This is a genomic window from Streptomyces sp. NPDC051913, assembly GCF_044593635.1.
In the GTDB taxonomy this organism is placed as follows: domain Bacteria; phylum Actinomycetota; class Actinomycetes; order Streptomycetales; family Streptomycetaceae; genus Streptomyces.
The window spans coordinates 175,000-193,393 of record NZ_JBIUCI010000003.1; the positions used below are offsets into that span (position 1 = coordinate 175,000).

Consider the following 18,394-nt stretch of genomic DNA (forward strand, 5'->3'; position numbering starts at 1 on the left):
GAGGACGTTACGGAAGGTGGGCACAGCGCAACACCCCCTTCGGGCCCAATCTTGAATGGCCCGAACGGACTATGCGTAAGCGGCAGATCACCCGGGGGAGTGAGCCCGCGACATGCGTGATCATCCCGGCAAAGCGGGACAGTTCTGTTGAGTCACAACGGGCACCAGGTGACACACAAGGCGGATTCGGACACGCCCCCACCAGAAAGTCGGGGAACCTCCGGAACGATTCGGGGTCGCCGGACGTATTGATACGTGGCCGCACTGCTGTGACAGTTGAGAGCAGCTTAGGCCAAGGCCTGCGCGCGTGTCCGGCGAATGAGAAGGTAGGCCCTCTCTTTGCCATGCGCTCGAAACGGCCTGCCGTCTTCGTCGAACGCTCATGAGTACGGATTAGGCTGCCCCCATGTCGAAGAAGCGCTCCGGTGGCGGTCTCTCCCCCACCCAGCAGGCCGCGAAGTTCCTCGGTGTCAGCGTGCTCGCGGGTGCGGTGCTGGCCGGCATCGCACTGCCCGCCTTCGGCGCGCTCGGACTCGCGGCCAAGGGATCGGTGGAGAGCTTCGACGAGCTTCCGGCCAACCTGAAGACCCCGCCGCTGAGCCAGCGCACCACGATCCTCGACGCCAAGGGCGGCACCATCGCCACGGTCTACTCGCGGGACCGCACGGTGGTCGAGCTCAAGGACATCTCGCCGTACATGCAGAACGCCATCGTCGCGATCGAGGACTCGCGCTTCTACAAGCACGGCGCGGTGGACCTGAAGGGCGTGCTGCGCGCCCTCAACAAGAACGTGCAGAGCAGCGGGGTCGCCGAGGGCGCCTCGACGCTGACCCAGCAGTACGTGAAGAACGTCTTCGTGGAAGAGGCGGGCGACGACCCGACGAAGGTCGCCCAGGCCACCCAGCAGACCATCGGCCGCAAGATCAAGGAGCTGAAGTACGCGATCCAGGTCGAGGAGGAGCTCGGCAAGAAGAAGATCCTCGAGAACTACCTGAACATCACGTTCTTCGGCCAGCAGGCGTACGGCGTCGAGGCCGCCGCCCAGCGCTACTTCTCCACGTCCGCCAAGGACCTCACCCTCGCCCAGTCGGCGCTGCTCGCCGGCATCGTCCAGTCGCCGAGCCGGTACGACCCGATCAACGACGAGGCGGAGGCCACCAAGCGGCGCAACGTCGTGCTGCAGCGCATGGCCGAGGTCGGTGACATCTCGGCGGCGGAGGCCAAGAAGGCGCAGAACGAGAAGCTGGGCCTGAAGGTCAGCAAGCCGAGGAACGGCTGCATCACCGCGGTCGACGACGCCGGGTTCTTCTGTGACTACGTGCGCAACGTCTTCCTCACGGACCCGGTCTTCGGCAAGACCAAGGAGGCCCGGGCCAAGACCTGGAACCAGGGCGGCCTGACCATCCGTACGACGCTCGACCCGCAGGCCCAGGACTCCGTCAAGCAGTCCCTGAAGGACCACGTCTACGAGAGCGACAAGGTGGCCGCCGCGGCCACCCTCGTCGAGCCCGGCACCGGCAAGATCGTGGCGATGGGGCAGTCGAAGCCGTACGGCACCAACGCCAAGCAGCACCAGACGGTGATCAACTACTCCGTCGGCTACGGCATGGGCGGCTCCAACTTCGGCTTCCCGACCGGTTCGACGTTCAAGCCGTTCGTCGCGGCGGCCGCGCTGGAGGAGGGCAGGCCGGCCGACCAGGAGTACTCGTCGCCGTACCAGATGGAGTACCCGAGCCCCGTGCAGACCTGCGACAGCAAGCCGTGGGTCAACACGAGGGGCGAGAAGCTGGAGAACGAGTCGGAGTCGGAGAAGGGCCCCTACCGCCTGCGCAAGGCGATGGAGCTGTCGGTCAACACCTACTTCGTGCAGATGATCTCCGATATCGGCCTGTGCCCTGTGGTCAACATGACCAACAAGCTCCAGGTCGTCCAGGGCAACGGCGACAAGCTGCCCGAGGTGCCCGCCATCGCGCTGGGTTCCAAGGGCATCTCCCCGCTGACGATGGCGACCGCGTACGCCGCCTTCGCCGCCCGCGGCATGTACTGCACGCCGGTCGCCATCGAGTCGATCACCCAGAAGGTCGGCCAGGAGAAGAAGTCCCTGGAGGTGCCCAAGTCGACCTGCTCGCGCGCCATGTCCGAGACGACCGCGGACACCGTCAACCAGCTCCTGAAGGGCGTGGTCGACTCCGGCACCGGCAAGACGGCGGGCCTCTCCGACCGTGACAACGCCGGTAAGACGGGTACGACGGACTCCCGCAAGAACGCCTGGTTCGTCGGCTACACGCCGAACCTCTCGGGCGCCGTCTGGGTGGGCAGCGCCTCCCAGAAGGTCGAGATGAAGAACATCTACATCGGCGGCGAGTACAACTCCCTCGTCTACGGCGGCCAGGTCCCGGGCCCGATCTGGAAGGACGCCATGACCGGCGCCCTCGCCGGCAAGGACGCCCCGAAGTTCAACTTCGTCGACATCCCGGAGGACAACCCGGGCCGCGGCGACGGGAACGGCGATGGCAACGGGGACGGAAACGGCGACGGGGACAACGGCGACGGAAACGGCAACACCGGCGGCCAGGGCGACGGCGGTACCGACGGCGGTTCGTTCCCGACGCCCACCTTCTCCATCCCGGAGAACCTGTTCCAGGGCAACAACGGCAATGGCGGTGGCCGCGGATAGCGGGTCGTTCCCGCCCGGCGGAGCGAGCGGGCCAGGACACCGGAGGCTGCGGCTTCCGGCGTCCTGGCCCTGTGCTGTCCGGCCACGTCGGCGTGCTGGTGTGAAACCCCTTCAAGGCAGGCCGCGTTGAGGCTCATTCCTCAGGCTGCACCTGCTGTATTCGGCCGCAGTTGGCCGTAGGCCGTACTCGGGCCACACTCGGCCCGCACACGGGCTGTTGCTCAGCCGGCGAGCAGCTTCTTCACCACGGCGGCGACGCGGCCGCCCTCGGCGAGACCGGCGACCTTCGGGTTCACGATCTTCATGACGGCGCCCATGGCCCGCGGCCCCTCGGCGCCCGCCGCCTTCGCCTCCTCGACGGCCTGGCCGACGATGTCGTGCAGCTCGTCGTCGGACAGCTGCTTGGGCAGGTACTCGGAGAGCACCTCGCCCTCCGCCTTCTCCCGCTCGGCGCTCTCGGCCCGACCACCCTGGGCGAACGCGTCCGCCGCCTCGCGGCGCTTCTTCGCCTCCTTGGTGATCACCTTGAGGACCTCGTCGTCGGAGAGCTCACGCTTCTCCTTGCCCGCGACCTCCTCCTTGGTGATCGCGGCGAGGGTCAGCCGGAGCGTCGAGGAGCGGAGCTCGTCGCGCCCCTTGATCGCGGCGTTGAGGTCTGCCTGCAGCTTCGACTTGAGCGTGGTGGTCATGGGTTTGATTGTCGCAGGTGTACGACGAGAGACGCCCGTGCATTTACGGGACCCCGGCCGACTGGTCAAGTGCGCGCCCGCCATCTGACACGATGGAGGCATGCGCGCGCGATACGGAGTTCCTTTGGGAATGGCGGCGGTTGGCGCCGCCGGACTGCTGTACTCGGCGGGCTTCGAAGCCCGCTCCTTCCGCCTGCGACGGGTGACGGTCCCCGTCCTGCCCGCCGGCATGCGGCCCCTGCGCGTGCTCCAGGTCTCCGACATCCACATGGTCGGCGGCCAGCGAAAGAAGCAGCGCTGGCTGCGCTCGCTGGCGGGCCTCCGCCCGGACTTCGTGATCAACACGGGCGACAATCTGTCGGACCCGGAGGGCGTGCCCGAGGTCCTGGACGCGCTGGGTCCGCTGATGGAGTTCCCGGGGGCGTACGTCTTCGGCTCCAACGACTACTACGGCCCGAAGCCCCGCAACCCCGCCCGCTACCTCCTGGAGAAGATGAGCGGCCGGCACGGTCTGAACGGCAACCCGCCCGCGGTCGGCGTGGTCCACAACCCGTGGGAGGACCTGCGGGACGGTTTCGACGCGGCGGGCTGGCTCAACCTGACGAACACGCGCGGCACGCTGAAGGTCGAGGGCGTGTCGGTGGAGCTGACGGGACTGGACGACCCGCACATCAAGCGGGACCGGTACGCGGAGGTGGCGGGCGGCCCGTCGTCCTCGGTGGACTTCTCGATGGGCGTGGTGCACGCGCCGTATCTGCGCGTCCTTGACGCGTACGCGGCCGACGCCTACCCCTTGATCCTGGCCGGCCACACGCACGGGGGCCAGCTGTGCATCCCCTTCTACGGCGCCCTGGTCACCAACTGCGACCTCGACACGGACCGGGTGAAGGGTCTGTCGACGCACACGGCGGAGGGCAGGACGTCGTACCTGCACGTCTCGGCGGGCTGCGGCACGAACCGCTACACGCCGGTACGGTTCGCGTGCCCGCCGGAGGCGACGCTGTTGACGTTGGTGGGGCGGGGGTAGGGCGGGGTTGTTGCGCGGGTAGGGCGGGGTTGGTGCGCGGGTAGGACGGGGCTGTTGCGGGGGGGGTAGCGCGGGGCCTTTGCGGGGGGCAAGGCGGGGCTGTTGCGGGTGGGGTGACTGGGCGGGCCGGGGGATTGCTCGGGAGCGGAGTCTGGGCGGGCCGGGGGACTGGGCCGGCCGGGGGCACCGGACGCGCAGGGAGACTGCGCGGGCGCGGAGACCGGGGCAGGCGCGGAGTCTGGGCAGGCGTGGAGTCTGGGCGGACGCGGAGTCTGGCTGGTCAGGGAGACTGAGCGGTCAGGGAGACCGGGCGGTTAACCCGCACGGCCCGCCCGTATCGCCCCTTTTGTCACCCCTGCTTAGCGTGAGGGCATGACCGCCCCGATACCCAGGGACATCCCGGATCTTCCCGCGATCCCAGGCATGCCCGCGCTGCTGGCCTCCCCCGTCCCCGCCACGGCGGTGGTAGCCCCTGTACGCCGCCCGCTGACCGCCGCGTACCGCCTGCTGGTCGCTCTGACGGCCGCCGCGGCGGTGACGATCGACCTGCTCCTGGGCAGCCCGCCCCGAGTCCTGAGCTACTTCACGATCCAGAGCGCCGTGCTGCTGGCGTTGGTCTCCACGGCGTCGGCCCGCAGGGCCTGGACCGCACGCCGCCCGCTGCCGGCCGCACTGACCGGTGCGACGCTGTTGTACGTCCTGCTCACGGGCCTGGTGTACCACCTGCTCCTGGCAGAGACGACTACGCCGTTCTCCATGACGGACACGGTGGCGCCGACGGGCTGGGCGAAGATCACGAACGTGGCCCTGCACACGGCCCTGCCGATCGCGGCGACCCTGGACTGGCTGCTCCTGACGGCCCCCGGCCGCCTGCGCCTACGCAACGCGGCGACCTGGCTGGTGTTCCCCCTCGCCTACCTGGCCTTCTCCTTCACCCGAGGCGGGCTGCTGCTGCCCGGAACGCCGGCCCGCTACCTCTACCCGTTCCTGGACGTCGACCTCCACGGCTACAAGACCGTCCTCGGCAACGCCCTCCTCCTCGGCCTCTCCTTCTACGCCCTCGCCGTCCTCCTCGTCGCCCTCGACCACATCCGCCCGAACCCCCTGCGCCACCGCACCCACCACCGCGCCAAAACCGGATTTCGTCTCCAGCCACCAGTGGGCTAAAGTAAACGACGTCGCCGCGACAAGCAGGATCTGCAGCGACATCGGGGTGTAGCGCAGCTTGGCAGCGCGCTTCGTTCGGGACGAAGAGGTCGTGGGTTCAAATCCCGCCACCCCGACAGTGAAGTACCAGGTCAGGGGCCTGATCCAGTTGCTGGATCAGGCCCCTGAGTGGTTCCTGGAGATCGCTTGGGAGAAATCTGGGAGAAGATCTTGATCGGGTTCTCCCAGTGGGTGACTGGTGAGGCCGTCTGAAGTGCGGCGGCTTAGGTCCTGTCCGGCGGATCATGTGACTGTCGGGTCGCTGGCTCGTTGTCCTCGGTGTGGGGCGGGGTGATCTGACGAACGCGGAGTGGGTGCGGCTTCAGCCGCATCTGCCTCCGCCAGGGCTGCGTGGCGGTCGGTGGAACGACCACCGTTCGGTGGTCAACGGGATCCTGTTCCGGGTCCGCACCGGCATACCGTGGCGCGACCTGCCCGAGCGTTTCGGCAGCTGGAAGACCGTCTATGAACGCCACCGGCGGTGGTCGGCAGACGGCACCTGGGACCGGATCCTCGCGGCCGTCCAGGCGGACGCCGACCTGGCCGGCCGGATCGACTGGAGCATGGTCGGCGTGGACTCGACGTCCTGCGGGCCCATCAGCACGCGGCCGGTGCACGCAAGACTCCGCCACGCGTCCCGAAAAAAGGTCGACGCCCCGAAACCACCACCCCGACGAGGGACTTGGACGGTCCCGGGGCGGCCTGACCTGCAAAATCCATCTGGCCGGAGAAGGCGGATGCCGCCCCCTGGCCGTCCTGCTCACACCGGGCCAGTCCGGTGACGCCCGCAGATGATCGAGGTCCTCGACCGCGTCCGCGTTCCCCGCCCCCAGGGCGGACGCCCGCGCACCCGGCCGGATCATCTCAGCGCAGACAAGGCATACAGCTCCCGCAGAAACCGCCGCTACCTGCGAAGACGCCAGATCAAGCACACCATCCCGGAACCGAAGGACCAACGGGCCCACCGCAAAAGACGCGGCAGCAAGGGCGGCCGGCCCGCCGGCTTCGACAGCGAGATCTACAAACGCCGCAACGAGGTCGAGCGGACCATCAACCGGCTCAAGAACTCCCGGGCCGTCGCCACCCGCTACGACAAGCGGGCCTACGTCTTCCACGGCACCGTCACCGCCGCAGCCATCAGGCTATGGCTCCGACCATGATCCGCCGGACAGAACCTAGTCGGAACGCCCATCTCCCGCGCGACCAACACCAGCCGCAACGGCTGCCCATCGGCCAGCGAGCCGAAATCCAGCACCCTCGGATGGCGCGCGAGGAGTTCCTGAAACTCCTCCTCGGTCTCGAACGCGGCTGGCTCCAGGGCCTCCAGATTGCTGCCCAGGACGAATACCGGCTGATCAGTCACTTGCTGCCCCAACCTTGTCGTCTTGCGATGGTGTTCACTGTTCGCTTCCGCATTGCTTGATGCCGAAGGCCACCAACCGCAGCGACTCCACCACCTTGCCGGTATCGGCCGCCTGGCTCCAACTTGTCTTTCAGCACGCCAAGTTCGGGCGAATCACCGACAGGCCAGTCATGCCCGCTGAAATGATCCGGGATCGTTTCAGTTCGAGTCCGACGTGGACGCGAGCCACGCTTCCATCTCGGCCCGCTCACGCTGCGCGAGGCGCTGCGACCGGACGGTCGCGTCTGGCCTCAGCAAAGTCGGTTCGTACACACCGTAGTCGGCGAGCAGATCGGACGAGATGGCATGGGCCATCGTGCACAGCTGCATGCTTCCATTGCACAGGGCTTCCAGATATCCAATGCGATGGCACGGACTTCCCGTATCACTCGACACCGGCACCCCCGGCACGAAGCGGGCGGTTCCATTGAGCGGCGTGCGGTCCAGGAGCACCTGTGCAGGAGACGAAGTGCCGGCGAGCACATCGGCATCTCCATAGGCTCCGGCCCACTCCGCATAGGCGCACGCGAGATGAAGACCGTAGAGCACGCTGGCTTCCAGACGGGTGAGGTTCAGCACGGGGGCGGCTGCATCCTCTGCCGTGGGCGCAGGTTCCGAAGCCAGATCGACCTGAAGGTGAGCGCTGCCGTCGGAGTGCCAGACCGCGTGGACGCCAGGTCCGGAGATCCGCATGCGGCCCCGGCGGATCACCGGAGCGTGGCCCAGCAGGTCGCGGGACAAAGCGGCCGACGGTGCACCCCCGGGTCGCGCTAATGCACCGAGGAACCCTCGCACATCCTGGAGGAAAGTGCGGTCGATGCGGCGCTCCGCTCGTCCCGTAGGGACCAGAGAAATGTCCAGTCTGATGCTGCCATCAACGGGAGCCGCCAACCACGCGCAGTCGTCCTCGAACTGTGCGGTTACCCGATGGGAGTGGTCTTCTGCCAGCTTGAAACGGTCGCGATAGAGGGCCGCTATCTCTGATTCGTCCAGCCAGGCAGTGGTCCGGCCCAGCCGACGCGCGTACCCGTACCGCTGCTGCCCCTTACCTCCGGTGGGGCGAACGGCGTGCGGGGCGACCGGACTACGCGGAACCCCGATCAGGATGTAGCCGCACTCCGGAGTGGTGGGACTGTCAGCGATCATGCGTATGCGGAAGTCCGGGGGCAGGAAGGGGAAGACACGACTACGTAGGCCCTGGACAAGCTGGTTGTGCAGTTTGTCGCTGATCGTGATGGGGTTCAAACGCTCCGCGTTACCCTGGTCGTTCTCGGTGACGCCGACGACGATCAGGCCGCCTCGCGCGTTGGCCATGGCTGACACGTCCTTGGCGAATTCGTCCAGTCCATCGGCGTCCTTGGTGTACGCGTTGTCCTGTTTGAAGTCCAAGTCCACGTCTTCGGCTGCATGCTGGTCGCAAAGCTCGACCAGATGGCTTCGATCCAGGCCGTCGAAGTCCGCGCCGAGCAACTGAGCAAGTCTGGGGATCCTCACCGTCACCTGCGCAGGTTACGCCCGATAGGCGCAACGGAAACCTCAACTCTGCGATGTGTACTGCCCGTTGAGACGTACCCTGAAGGGTGACTCCCTGTCGACGGTGTGTACGCTCTCCGAATCTACGAACGGTCGAGGCGCAGCTCAGGCGCAGCGGCTTGTCGGGGGAGGGACGTAGATGTCACTTTTCGATCCGCAGAAGCTGATCGCGGGCGCACGATTAAGGCTGCCGGGACACACCGAGCCTGTCACCGTGATCCAGGTCCAACCAGGTGCCTACTGGGAGTTCCTGGTCAAAGGCGACGCCGGGGACTACCGGAGTGTCAGTCTGCCCGAGGACGAGCTCCCGGGCATCGAGGTGGTCGACGCCGGCGGAGAGCGCCCCTACGACTCGGACGCGCGAGTCTTCCGGCTTGGTGTGGAAGCCCGCAGGATCCGCACACGCTTCCAGAACGACATGGGGGCTCTTTCCGTCTCTAGCATCGAACCGCTGCCGCACCAACTCGAAGCGGTGTACGGCAGGTTCCTGGAAGAGCCCCGGCTGCGCTTCCTGCTCGCCGATGACCCTGGGGCCGGCAAGACCATCATGACTGGGCTCTACATCAAGGAGCTCCAACTCCGCGGTGCGGCCGACCGAGTGCTGATCGTCGCCCCTGCCAACCTCGGCTTCCAGTGGCAGCGCGAACTCGACGAGCGCTTCCGGATCGCGGCCCGCCGCATCACCAGGGACACCTTGGACGCGGACCCCATGGCCAACCCCTGGGAGTCCGACGGCGTTTTCATCGTCTCCCGCGATCTACTGAAGACGGAGGCAGTCCTCGCGTCCTTCGCCGCCGCGCAGCGCCCTTGGGACCTGGCGGTCCTCGACGAGGCCCACGGCTACACCCTGAAGGTCAATAAGCGTGGGGCGATCGATAACCGCACCGGCCGGTACAAGGCCGCCGAGCGCGTGGCGCGTCACACTGAGCGACTGCTACTCCTCACAGCAACTCCGCACTCGGGCCGCGAAGAGTCCCTGTGGGGGCTGATGCGGCTGCTGGATCGCGATGCATACGGCGACCGTTGCCCTGACCGCGTAGAGATCATGCCGCATCACTACTCCAGGACCACCAAGGAGCAAATGGTGGACCTCCGCGGCCAGCCCCTCTTCCGGCCACGCTTCGCGCACACGGTCGCCTACGCCCTCGACGGTGCGGAGCTCGACTTGTACAACCGGGTGTCCCAGTTCATCACCCAGGGTCTCGCTGAAATCCGTCGTGAGCGCACCGACGGCGGCCGCGCGTCCGTGTCCGGCTTCGCCCTGACGACCATGCAGCGTCGGCTGGCGTCCTCCGTACGGGCCATCTGCCGGACCCTGCAACGCAGGGTGGAGCGTCTGGAGCGGGAACTGGAGCAGCCGACAGCGACAGCAACGGACGTCGGCTCCACCCTGCTGGACAAGAACACCAACGGTGACCGTCCCGAGGACGAGCGCTGGGCGCTCGAGGAGCAAGCTCTCGATCAGCTCTCCCTCTTCAGAGACCCGGAGGAGATCGAGGCTGAACTCGGCCTTCTCCGCCCGCTGCTTGCGCAAGCCGAGGATACAGCGCTTCTGGGCGGGGAGATCAAGCTGCAGGAGTTATGGAAGATCCTGGATCAGTATGGGGTCGGCGATGACGCCTCGAAGAAGCTCCTGGTCTTCACCGAGCACAAGGACACCCTGGACTTCCTGGTCCACGAGCTATCCCCGCACTTCGACGTGGCTGTCATCCACGGTGGCCTGCGTCCCGCGGAACGGGTACAGGCTGAGCGTGACTTTCGGGAACACGCCCAGATCATGGTTGCCACCGAGGCGGCCGGCGAAGGGATTAACCTCCAATTCTGTCACCTCATGGTCAACTACGATATTCCGTGGAACCCCAATCGCCTTGAACAGCGCATGGGACGAGTGCACCGCATCGGTCAGACCGAGAACGTTCATATTTTCAATCTTGTCGCGGCCAACACCAAGGAGGGGCATGTACTGGCCACGGTGCTCGGAAAGATCGAGACCATGCGCCAGAACGAAGCCTTGGGGGACCAGGTTTTCGACGTCATAGGCGAGATATTGTCCGGCTACCGCCTCCCCGAACTACTCGAAGCCGTCGTATCAGGCGAGAGGACGTCCGAGGACGCGGCAGCCCAATTCGGCGCAGATGACGGGGAGTTCGACGCGCAGCTCATCGCGCGCATGCGTGAACTATCCGAGAAAGCCCTGGTGACGGGGCACATCGACTGGCGGATTCAGCGCCAGGAGACGACCCGGGCAGAGGAACGACGTCTGCCCCCGGAACATCTCAAACGCTTCTTCCTCGACGCCGTCGACCATCTGGATGGCCAGGCGCGCGAACGGCTGGACCACGCCAGTATCAGGGTCACCCGGACCCCCGACATCCTGATCGCCCGCGACCGTGATCTGGGTACGCTTCGCCAGCTGCAACCGTCATACGAGCGAGTCACCTTCGACAAGAGTGTCGCCGTGCAGCGGCTGGCGCAGGACGCGGAGTCCGGGGCGCCCCGGGCTGAACTCTGCGGTCCGGGGCACCCTTTGTTCGAGGCGATCTTGGACCTGGTCATCGAGCAGACAGCGAGCGCTCTGCAGCGCGGCGCCGTCTTCCACGATCCCGGACTCAGCACTCCCGCACTGCTGCACATCCTGGAAGGCGAAGTCACCGACGGTCATCGCTCGACAGTCCATCGCAGCATGGCTTCCGTCATCGAGGCCGCCGGCGAGTTCCTTCCCACGAGCGGCGCCCTGTATGACCTGCTGCCTGGGAAACCCGCGCAGCCAAACGGAGAAGAGTTAACGCCCGCCCGTCCGGAATCCCAACTCGTCGCGTGGGCAAGAGGCAATATCTACGAGGCTCGACTGCGCGAAGTGCGAGAGCGCCGTGCCCGCACGGCCGACATTCAAGAGGAGTTCCTGACCGCCTCATTCCGTACCTTGCTGGCTCGCTACGACGCCGAACTACTCGATCTTGACGAGGAGTTAGAGGAAGGAAGAGCCGGTGCCGAGGGCCGTCATCGCAGGACGGAGCTTATTCGGCGCACAGTGCTCGAACGCCGTGACAGGCGTATCGCGGACACGGCTCGCACTCGGCAAGTGGACCGCGGACCTGTCACCGTCCTAGCGCAGGCACTGCTCCTGCCTCCGCCCGCGTCGTCCAATCCTGTCGATGCCTGGGCCGAGCGTGCGGGGAACGGGCGCGGACTCAGCGATCCGGAGATCGAACGGATAGCCGTGCAAGTCAGCATGGACCACGAATACTCACATGGTTCCGAAGACCTCAGGTCCGTCGAAGCCGACAACCTGGGCTTCGACCTTGTCTCCCAGCGAGCCGAAACCACTCGATATATCGAGGTGAAGGGACGTGCTGGGGTGGGGTCCGTCGAACTCACCTGGTCCGAGTACATCGCTGCCGGCAAGTTCGGCCCTGCCTATTGGCTTTACGTGGTGCTCGACTGCGCCACTGATCATCCTCGGCTCTACCGCATCCAGGATCCGGCCGTCGCCCTTGCCGGGAACTTCCGGCCCACGCATGAGGTGCGCTACAGCGTCGCCCCTGGACCCGTCGTCGAAGCAGCGCAAGCCGCGGAAGGAGACACACAGTGAGACGTGCGCTCATCGAGGAGAAGCTCCCGCTGACCCCCGTCAATGCCGCTTCCGGTCGGGAGAAGCACCTGCGACACGGCCACATTTCCACCATGCACTTGTGGTGGGCCCGGAGGCCCCTCGCTATGGCCCGAAGCGTGGTGCTCGCCAGCCTGGTCCCCGACCCTGGAACCGGCAGCCCGCACGCCCGCGAAAGGCTGCTCACCGATATCGGCCAGGCCGCCTCTTTCGAGGCTTCTTCCCGACCCGCCTTTCTGGCCCCACTGCGCACTGCCCTCGCCACCGCTTGGCCCGAGCGTCCCCCCAAGGTCCTTGACTGCTTCGCAGGAGGGGGCGCGATCCCTCTGGAAGCTGCGCGCCTCGGTTGCGACACCACCGCTGTCGACATCAACCCCGTCGCCCATCTCATCCAACGCTGCGTTCTGGAGTACCCCGCTCGCTTCGGCGGTGTGGGCGAGGATGGCGGTCGTCCTTTCATCGACGAGTTGGCCCAATGGGGCCAGTGGGTACGTGAGACGGCGGACGCCCGCCTTGCCGAGGCCCTTCCACGCAGTGAGGACGGCACCAGGCCAGCCGTGTACTTCTGGGCGCGCACCGTGCGGTGCGCGGACCCGCACTGTGGCCGGACGGTTCCGCTGATCTCCTCGCGCAAGCTCGCCGACTCTACCCGGCACCGGATTCGTCTCGACTACGACATACAACCGGACCGGATCGAACTGCGCCTTGCAGAAGGCCCGCCTGCCGACGGCAGCGACTGGAAACTCGGCACCAAGACGAGTCGCGGCTCCCAGGTGACTGTCACCTGCCCGGTCTGCGGGACCGCCCGTCCAGACCGGGAACTGCGCGGCTATGCACGTGAGCACGGCTTCGGTCACTACCTTTATGGGGTCCTTGACATCGATCCCGATGGGATACGCATTTACCGAGAGCCCACCGCTGCCGACCATGCCGCGGTCGAGCAAGCCGAAGCCATGGTGCAGAGCTTGGACGACCATCCGGACGGAACCAGCGCTATACCAGACGAACTGGTGACGCGTTCCCAGTATCGGCGCTATCCGAATCTCACGTACGGCATCGACACCTGGGCAGGCATGTTCACCCCCCGCCAACGGCTGGTCCTCGCCATACTGGCCCACACTGTTCGGTCCGCCCACGCGGCAATGCTGGAGAGCGGCACAGAGCCGGAACGGGCCCTGGCTCTGGCGACCTATCTGGGATTGGCGGTCGACCGGGTGGTCGACTACAACTCATCTTTCGTCACCTGGCGGCCCACCGTGGAAGCGCCGCGCAGCACCTTCCCTCAGCAAGCCATCCGCATGGCCTGGGATTTCACCGAGATCGACCCGTTCAGCGATGGGCCGAGCGGCTGGTCAAGCGCCCTCAATTGGATCACCCAGTCCTTACGCCACTGTGCTGCCGCGACCGAAGGCAATCCCTCTCGAGTCCAGCGTGCCAACGCTCAGCATCTCCCCTTTGCCGACGGTGAGTTCGACGCGGTCATCATCGACCCGCCCTACTACGACGCCTTTCAGTACGGCGATCTCTCGGACTTCTTCTACGTCTGGCTCAAGAGGTCCATCGGACACCTGTACCCCGAACTCTTCGCCACCTCACTGACTCCCAAGCGTGCCGAGGTAATCCAGAATCGGGCCCAGCGCGACTCCGCCGAGTACATATCCCGCGACGAGTTCGAGGCCCGCCTTCAGCGCGCTCTGGACGAGGTCGCCCGAGTCGTCGCGGACGACGGCATCGTTTCGTTGGTCTTCGCCCACACCGACAACGCCGCCTGGGAACACCTGCTGCGCGCCCTGCGTCGGGCCGGCCTGAAGGTCACGACGTCATGGCCAATGCAGTCCGAAAGGGCGGGACGCACCACCGACAACGTCGGCTCAGTGCTGGCCTCCTCAGTGGTACTCGTCTGCCGCAAGGTGGGCGATGCCACCGACGGCTTCTACGACGACGTGGTCCGCGACCTGGATGCCCGCATCGCCGAACGCCTTGCTGTCTTCGATGACATGAAACTGTCCGGCGCGGACTACTTCGTCTCTGCCATCGGCCCCGCCTTCGAGGTCTTCGCCCGCTACTCCCGTGTCCTGCGCCTGTCGGGAGACGAGGTGGGAGTCAACGAGCTGATGGTGCTGGCTCGTCAAGCTGTGGCTCGACACGCCACCAGGTCGCTCACTGGAGGCGAATCCCTGGAGCGCCTGGACAGCCGTGCACTCTTTTACCTCACTTGGCGCTGGGCGTACGACGGTCTGGCAATTCCTGCAGATGAGGCATACATGCTGTGCCGCGCGTTCGATCTTCATCTGGATGCCCTCACCGTACGGGGAGGGTTGATACGAAAGTCCGGCTCCGACTACAAGCTGCTCGGACCTCATGAACGCCGCAGTATCACGCTCGGCCAGCGTCCCTCCTGGGTGGATGTGATGCACTCCGCCTGCCTGCTCTACGACGAGGGCCGCCGCCAGGAACTCGACGCGCTGCTAGGCGCCAGTGGCGCGGGCACCGAGCCTGCTTTCTGGGCGCTGGTCACCGCCGTCACCCAGCTCTTGCCGGAAGGCTCTCGTGAGCGCACGCTCCTGCTCGGTCTCGGTGGCAACCGCGACGACCTGGCGGAACGGGCTGCCAAGTACTCCCCGGACTTCGAGGAGCTCACCCTCTTCGGCACGCAGCCCTAATACCGCTCCAGCACCCGCATAGCGAAAGGAACGTCCGTCCCGTGGCCGGCCTCAAGAGTTGGAACGAGATAACCCCTCCGCACCTGGACATTGTCAACGGCTCGTTCGACGAGGCGCTGTTCGCCGCAGACCTGGGCCTGGTCAGCAAAGGAGAAGGCCCACAGGATTACCGCGATGCCCAAATCTTCGTACAGAAGACATATTTGACGGAGAATCTGCGCACCGCTCTTGTCGATATCGGAAATCGGCTAGCCGGTGACCCCGCTGCCAAGGCAGTACACAGAATGCAGACGGAATTCGGTGGCGGAAAGACCCACACCCTACTGTCTGCCTACCATCTCTTCGGCAACGCCCGCGCACTGTCGCGTACCCGGCTCGCGCGCCAGCTCGCCCCCTCCATCGTGGATGGCCGCCTTCCGCAGGCCACTGTCGTAGTCCTCGACGGCTCCGGTCTGACCCCAGATCGTGCCGAGGAGAACCGTTCCCCGGGCCGTACCCTGCTCGGTCATCTCGCCTTTCAACTTGGCGGGCAAGAAGCGTACGAGAACGTTCGAGCCGAGGACGAGGCCCGCCAGGCGACCTCCACCGCCCATCTCGTGGCCCTGCTCAAGCGCTACACGCCCTGTCTCATCCTTATGGACGAGACTCTCGAATACCTGGCGAAGACCATCACTGCCGATGGCGACCAGGGCGCTCTGACCACCAACACGCTCGTCTTCATAAAGGAGTTGACCACCGCTGTCGCCAATACCCCCGGCGCCTGCCTGGTCGCGACCCTCACCGCTTCCCACCTCGAAGACTTCACAGGTATCAACCATGAAGACCTGCTGGAGCGCTTGGCGAAGATATTCGGCCGGACGGAGAACGTCATCACGCCTGTCGAAGGCGATGACATCTTCCCTGTCCTGCATACCCGGCTGTTCCAGAGCACTGGAACTCCTGCCCAGCGCCGTGCGGTAGCGGACGCTTACGGCGACTACTACGCCGAGCAGTTCGGTGACGCTCTCCCGGCTGTTTACCGTGATCCTGCCTACCGCGACCGTATCGAGGCCGCTTATCCCTTCCACCCCGAGCTGATCGACTTGCTCACCCATCGCTGGGGCTCTCTGTCCGGCTTCCAGCGCACGCGCGGTGCACTGCGCACCCTCGCGCACAGCATCAAGGCTCTCCATGCAGAGGGGCGGGTCTCCCCACTCATTCACCCGGGAGACATCCCTCTTCATGATCCTGGGGTGCGGGCCGAGATTTTGAAGATCACCGGTGGTTCCTACCTGTCGGCTCTGAACGCCGACATCATTCGCGAGGACTCGCGAGCCCGCATTGAGGATCAGCGCCGCGGCGGCGAGATCGAGAAGCTGCGACTCGCGACCAAGCTCGCCACGACAGCCTTCGTTAACTCCTTCGGCTCCGACAGGGTCCTGGGGGCATCCGACGCCCAGATGACCGTCGGTGTGGGCCGACCGGGGCTGTCTCGCGGCGCCCTCGAAGATGTCCGGGACACTGTTAAGAATGTCGCCTGGTACATGCGCTACGAGGGCGGCCGCTACCGTTTCACCACCGAGCCCAACCTGAACAAGGTCATCGTCGAGCGTGAGAGCGCTGTACCCGAGGACGCGATCGCCGAGCTACTGGAAGAGGCCACCAAGAGTGTGGCTCCGGCCAAGTCCCCCTGGCGCACGCAGACCGGCGTCCTGAGCTCTTCGGATGTCCGTGACGAACCTCGTCTGACACTCGCTCTGCTCGATCCTGAGCACCGGATCGAGCCCTCGGAACCCGGCACCGTCAGGGACGCAGCCCATCGAATCCTGAGCGAATACGACCAGTCCGGCCGCACCAACAAGAACGCACTGGTCGTAGTCGCTCCCGACACGGGCGCCCTCGGCCGTGCCCGTGCACTGGCGCGGACCCTGGCGGCGATGCGCGAACTGCGAGACGACGTACACCGACTGAAGCGGTTCAATCAGGAACAGCAGGACGACCTGCGCGAGAGGGTCGTGCGCGCCGAGGACCGACTCCCCGCGCTGCTCACCATGGCTTATCGCCATGTGTTCTTGCTTGCCAACGGCACAGGCGGATCCCCGCCCTCCACACAGCACCTCGACCTCGGGGCCGCACGTGCCAGCGAGACCGTCACCTCACGGGTCACGGAACGGCTGCGGTCAGGTGACGGTCTACTCGACAGGCTCGCTCCCGCCGCGTTGTTGTCGGACCGCTTCGACCTGCTTCCAACAGACGTGGAGGCTGTCGAGATAGAGGACCTGCTCAAGGCATTTCGGCGCTTCCCAAGGCTACCGAAACTCGCCTCTGCCGAGGTGCTGCGAGACTGTCTCACCGAGGGGGTAAGGCGTGGAGTCTTCGGCCTCATTTCGGGCGCCACCTGGCAGGCGGCCGACGCAGTGATCCGCATCGGGGAAGAGATCTCACCGGATGAGATCGACTTCCAGCCGGGCACGTGGCTGGTACGGGCCGCTCGCGCCCAGGCCCTGCGCGGCCCCGAGGCACCGACTGCGCATCCTTCTGACACGAGCAGCCCGCGAACAGCGACGGCTGCTGTCCCCGGGACCAAAGAGCCGACGGCCTCAGAGGTACCAGCGCCAAGGCCGCCCTCAGCAGGCCCCACTGGTCTTCGGCTGCATATTGCAGATGTACCAGCCGACAAAGTTCGCGATGTCGTCAAAGTGGCGGTGCTGCCTTTCGCAGCACAGGGCGCCGAGGTCCGCGTAGAACTGGACGTCTCCGTTCGAGCCTCGAAGCCGATACCCCCGCACGTCATTGACTTGGTCGTTGAGGAGGGCCTCGGCCAGCTTGGTCTCCGGGCTGAGACGTACGAACAATAGGCGGCGATGTCCTCGATGCCGGCAGCGAAAGGCACGGCATGGCCTCGGACTGCCAAGTGACAGCGCGCTCGCGCAAACTTGCTCATGCAACGTGAGACACGACCACGGCCATCTCACCGCTGGTCCATCTCCTGGGAGAAAACTGGGAGAAGATCTTCTCCCAGAACCCCTGCCGAGCCATCCCAGACCAACCGAGACCAATGATCTGACCTGCATAGACAGCATCCAGAGCAGGTGAAGATCTTGATCTGACCTAGTTCGGGACGAAGAGGTCGTGGGTTCAAATCCCGCCACCCCGACAGCCAAAACAGCAGGTGAGGCGCCTAGGAACCTTCCTAGGCGCCTCACCTGTTGTCGTGCGCGTGCCTACCGCTCCAGAGCCGACGGCCGAGGAGAGGGCGAAGCCGTGTTACTCCCAGGGGGCACCGGCGGTGAGCCGATTCCGTCCCCGATCTTCGAATCGGTTACCGCTGGCCTGCGTTCGAGCGGTACGGCCTCCGGGGGCTGGCCTTGGGGCCGGCCTCCAGCTTCGTGGGGAGCGCGTCGCAACTACCTTCGGCGTCGGATGTACCAGCCGGCCACCAGCGCGATGACGATGGCAACGACGAATGCCCACACGGTCGTTGCGCCGTGGTACGTGCGGTAGGCAATCAGAGCAAGCATGTTCAGGCGGATACCCCGGGCGGGGGGCTTCAGCCGGTCCGCGTCGCCCGCCCTCTGCCGTATGCGAGTCGAAGACGCCGCGCGTCT

General features: G+C 65.9%; 9 protein-coding genes, 1 tRNA gene and 1 pseudogene. 8 read left to right on the forward strand and 3 right to left on the reverse strand.

Going from position 1 to position 18,394, the window contains the following annotated elements; genetic code table 11:
- Positions 1-406: 406 nt before the first annotated feature.
- Complete coding sequence (locus ACIHIX_RS09770; protein ID WP_399952381.1) at positions 407-2,677, forward strand: transglycosylase domain-containing protein; 2,271 nt, start codon at positions 407-409, stop codon at positions 2,675-2,677.
- 221 nt (positions 2,678-2,898) lie between these two features.
- Here the strand turns inward: ACIHIX_RS09770 and ACIHIX_RS09775 are convergent, their stop codons facing one another.
- Positions 2,899-3,366: a GatB/YqeY domain-containing protein gene (locus ACIHIX_RS09775; RefSeq protein ID WP_399952383.1), complete on the reverse strand. Its 468-nt coding sequence runs from the start codon at positions 3,364-3,366 to the stop codon at positions 2,899-2,901.
- Between the two features lie 100 nt (positions 3,367-3,466).
- Between ACIHIX_RS09775 and ACIHIX_RS09780 the strand changes: the two genes are divergently transcribed.
- The 4 genes and pseudogenes from ACIHIX_RS09780 (at position 3,467) to ACIHIX_RS09795 (ending at position 6,759) form a co-directional block, all read left to right on the forward strand.
- Complete coding sequence (locus ACIHIX_RS09780; RefSeq protein WP_399952386.1) at positions 3,467-4,393, forward strand: metallophosphoesterase; 927 nt, start codon at positions 3,467-3,469, stop codon at positions 4,391-4,393.
- Positions 4,394-4,765: 372 nt separating this feature from the next.
- Positions 4,766-5,560 (forward strand): Pr6Pr family membrane protein, encoded by a 795-nt coding sequence (locus tag ACIHIX_RS09785; RefSeq protein WP_399952389.1) that lies wholly within the window; start codon positions 4,766-4,768, stop codon positions 5,558-5,560.
- Positions 5,561-5,602: 42 nt separating this feature from the next.
- Positions 5,603-5,676, forward strand: a tRNA-Pro gene (locus ACIHIX_RS09790).
- Between the two features lie 204 nt (positions 5,677-5,880).
- Positions 5,881-6,759, forward strand: a pseudogene (locus ACIHIX_RS09795) (IS5 family transposase).
- On the opposite strand, the gene ACIHIX_RS09800 reads toward ACIHIX_RS09795, so the two are convergent.
- Positions 6,702-6,962, reverse strand: coding sequence for a hypothetical protein (locus tag ACIHIX_RS09800; protein ID WP_399952392.1), 261 nt, complete (start codon positions 6,960-6,962; stop codon positions 6,702-6,704). The pseudogene ACIHIX_RS09795 and the gene ACIHIX_RS09800 sit on opposite strands and share 58 nt — an antisense overlap.
- A 198-nt stretch (positions 6,963-7,160) precedes the next feature.
- The gene (locus ACIHIX_RS09805) at positions 7,161-8,501 is read right to left on the reverse strand and encodes a helix-turn-helix domain-containing protein (RefSeq protein ID WP_399952394.1); all 1,341 of its coding nucleotides are present in this window, start codon (positions 8,499-8,501) and stop codon (positions 7,161-7,163) included.
- 172 nt (positions 8,502-8,673) lie between these two features.
- Between ACIHIX_RS09805 and ACIHIX_RS09810 the strand changes: the two genes are divergently transcribed.
- From ACIHIX_RS09810 to ACIHIX_RS09820, 3 genes are read left to right on the forward strand one after another with little or no spacing between them, the layout of a single operon-like run.
- The gene (locus ACIHIX_RS09810) at positions 8,674-12,126 is read left to right on the forward strand and encodes a helicase-related protein (RefSeq protein WP_399952397.1); all 3,453 of its coding nucleotides are present in this window, start codon (positions 8,674-8,676) and stop codon (positions 12,124-12,126) included.
- Positions 12,123-14,807: a DUF1156 domain-containing protein gene (locus ACIHIX_RS09815; RefSeq protein WP_399952400.1), complete on the forward strand. Its 2,685-nt coding sequence runs from the start codon at positions 12,123-12,125 to the stop codon at positions 14,805-14,807. Before ACIHIX_RS09810 ends, ACIHIX_RS09815 begins: the two co-directional genes overlap by 4 nt.
- A 41-nt stretch (positions 14,808-14,848) precedes the next feature.
- Complete coding sequence (locus tag ACIHIX_RS09820; RefSeq protein ID WP_399952403.1) at positions 14,849-17,644, forward strand: ATP-binding protein; 2,796 nt, start codon at positions 14,849-14,851, stop codon at positions 17,642-17,644.
- The last annotated feature ends 750 nt before the right edge of the window (positions 17,645-18,394 follow it).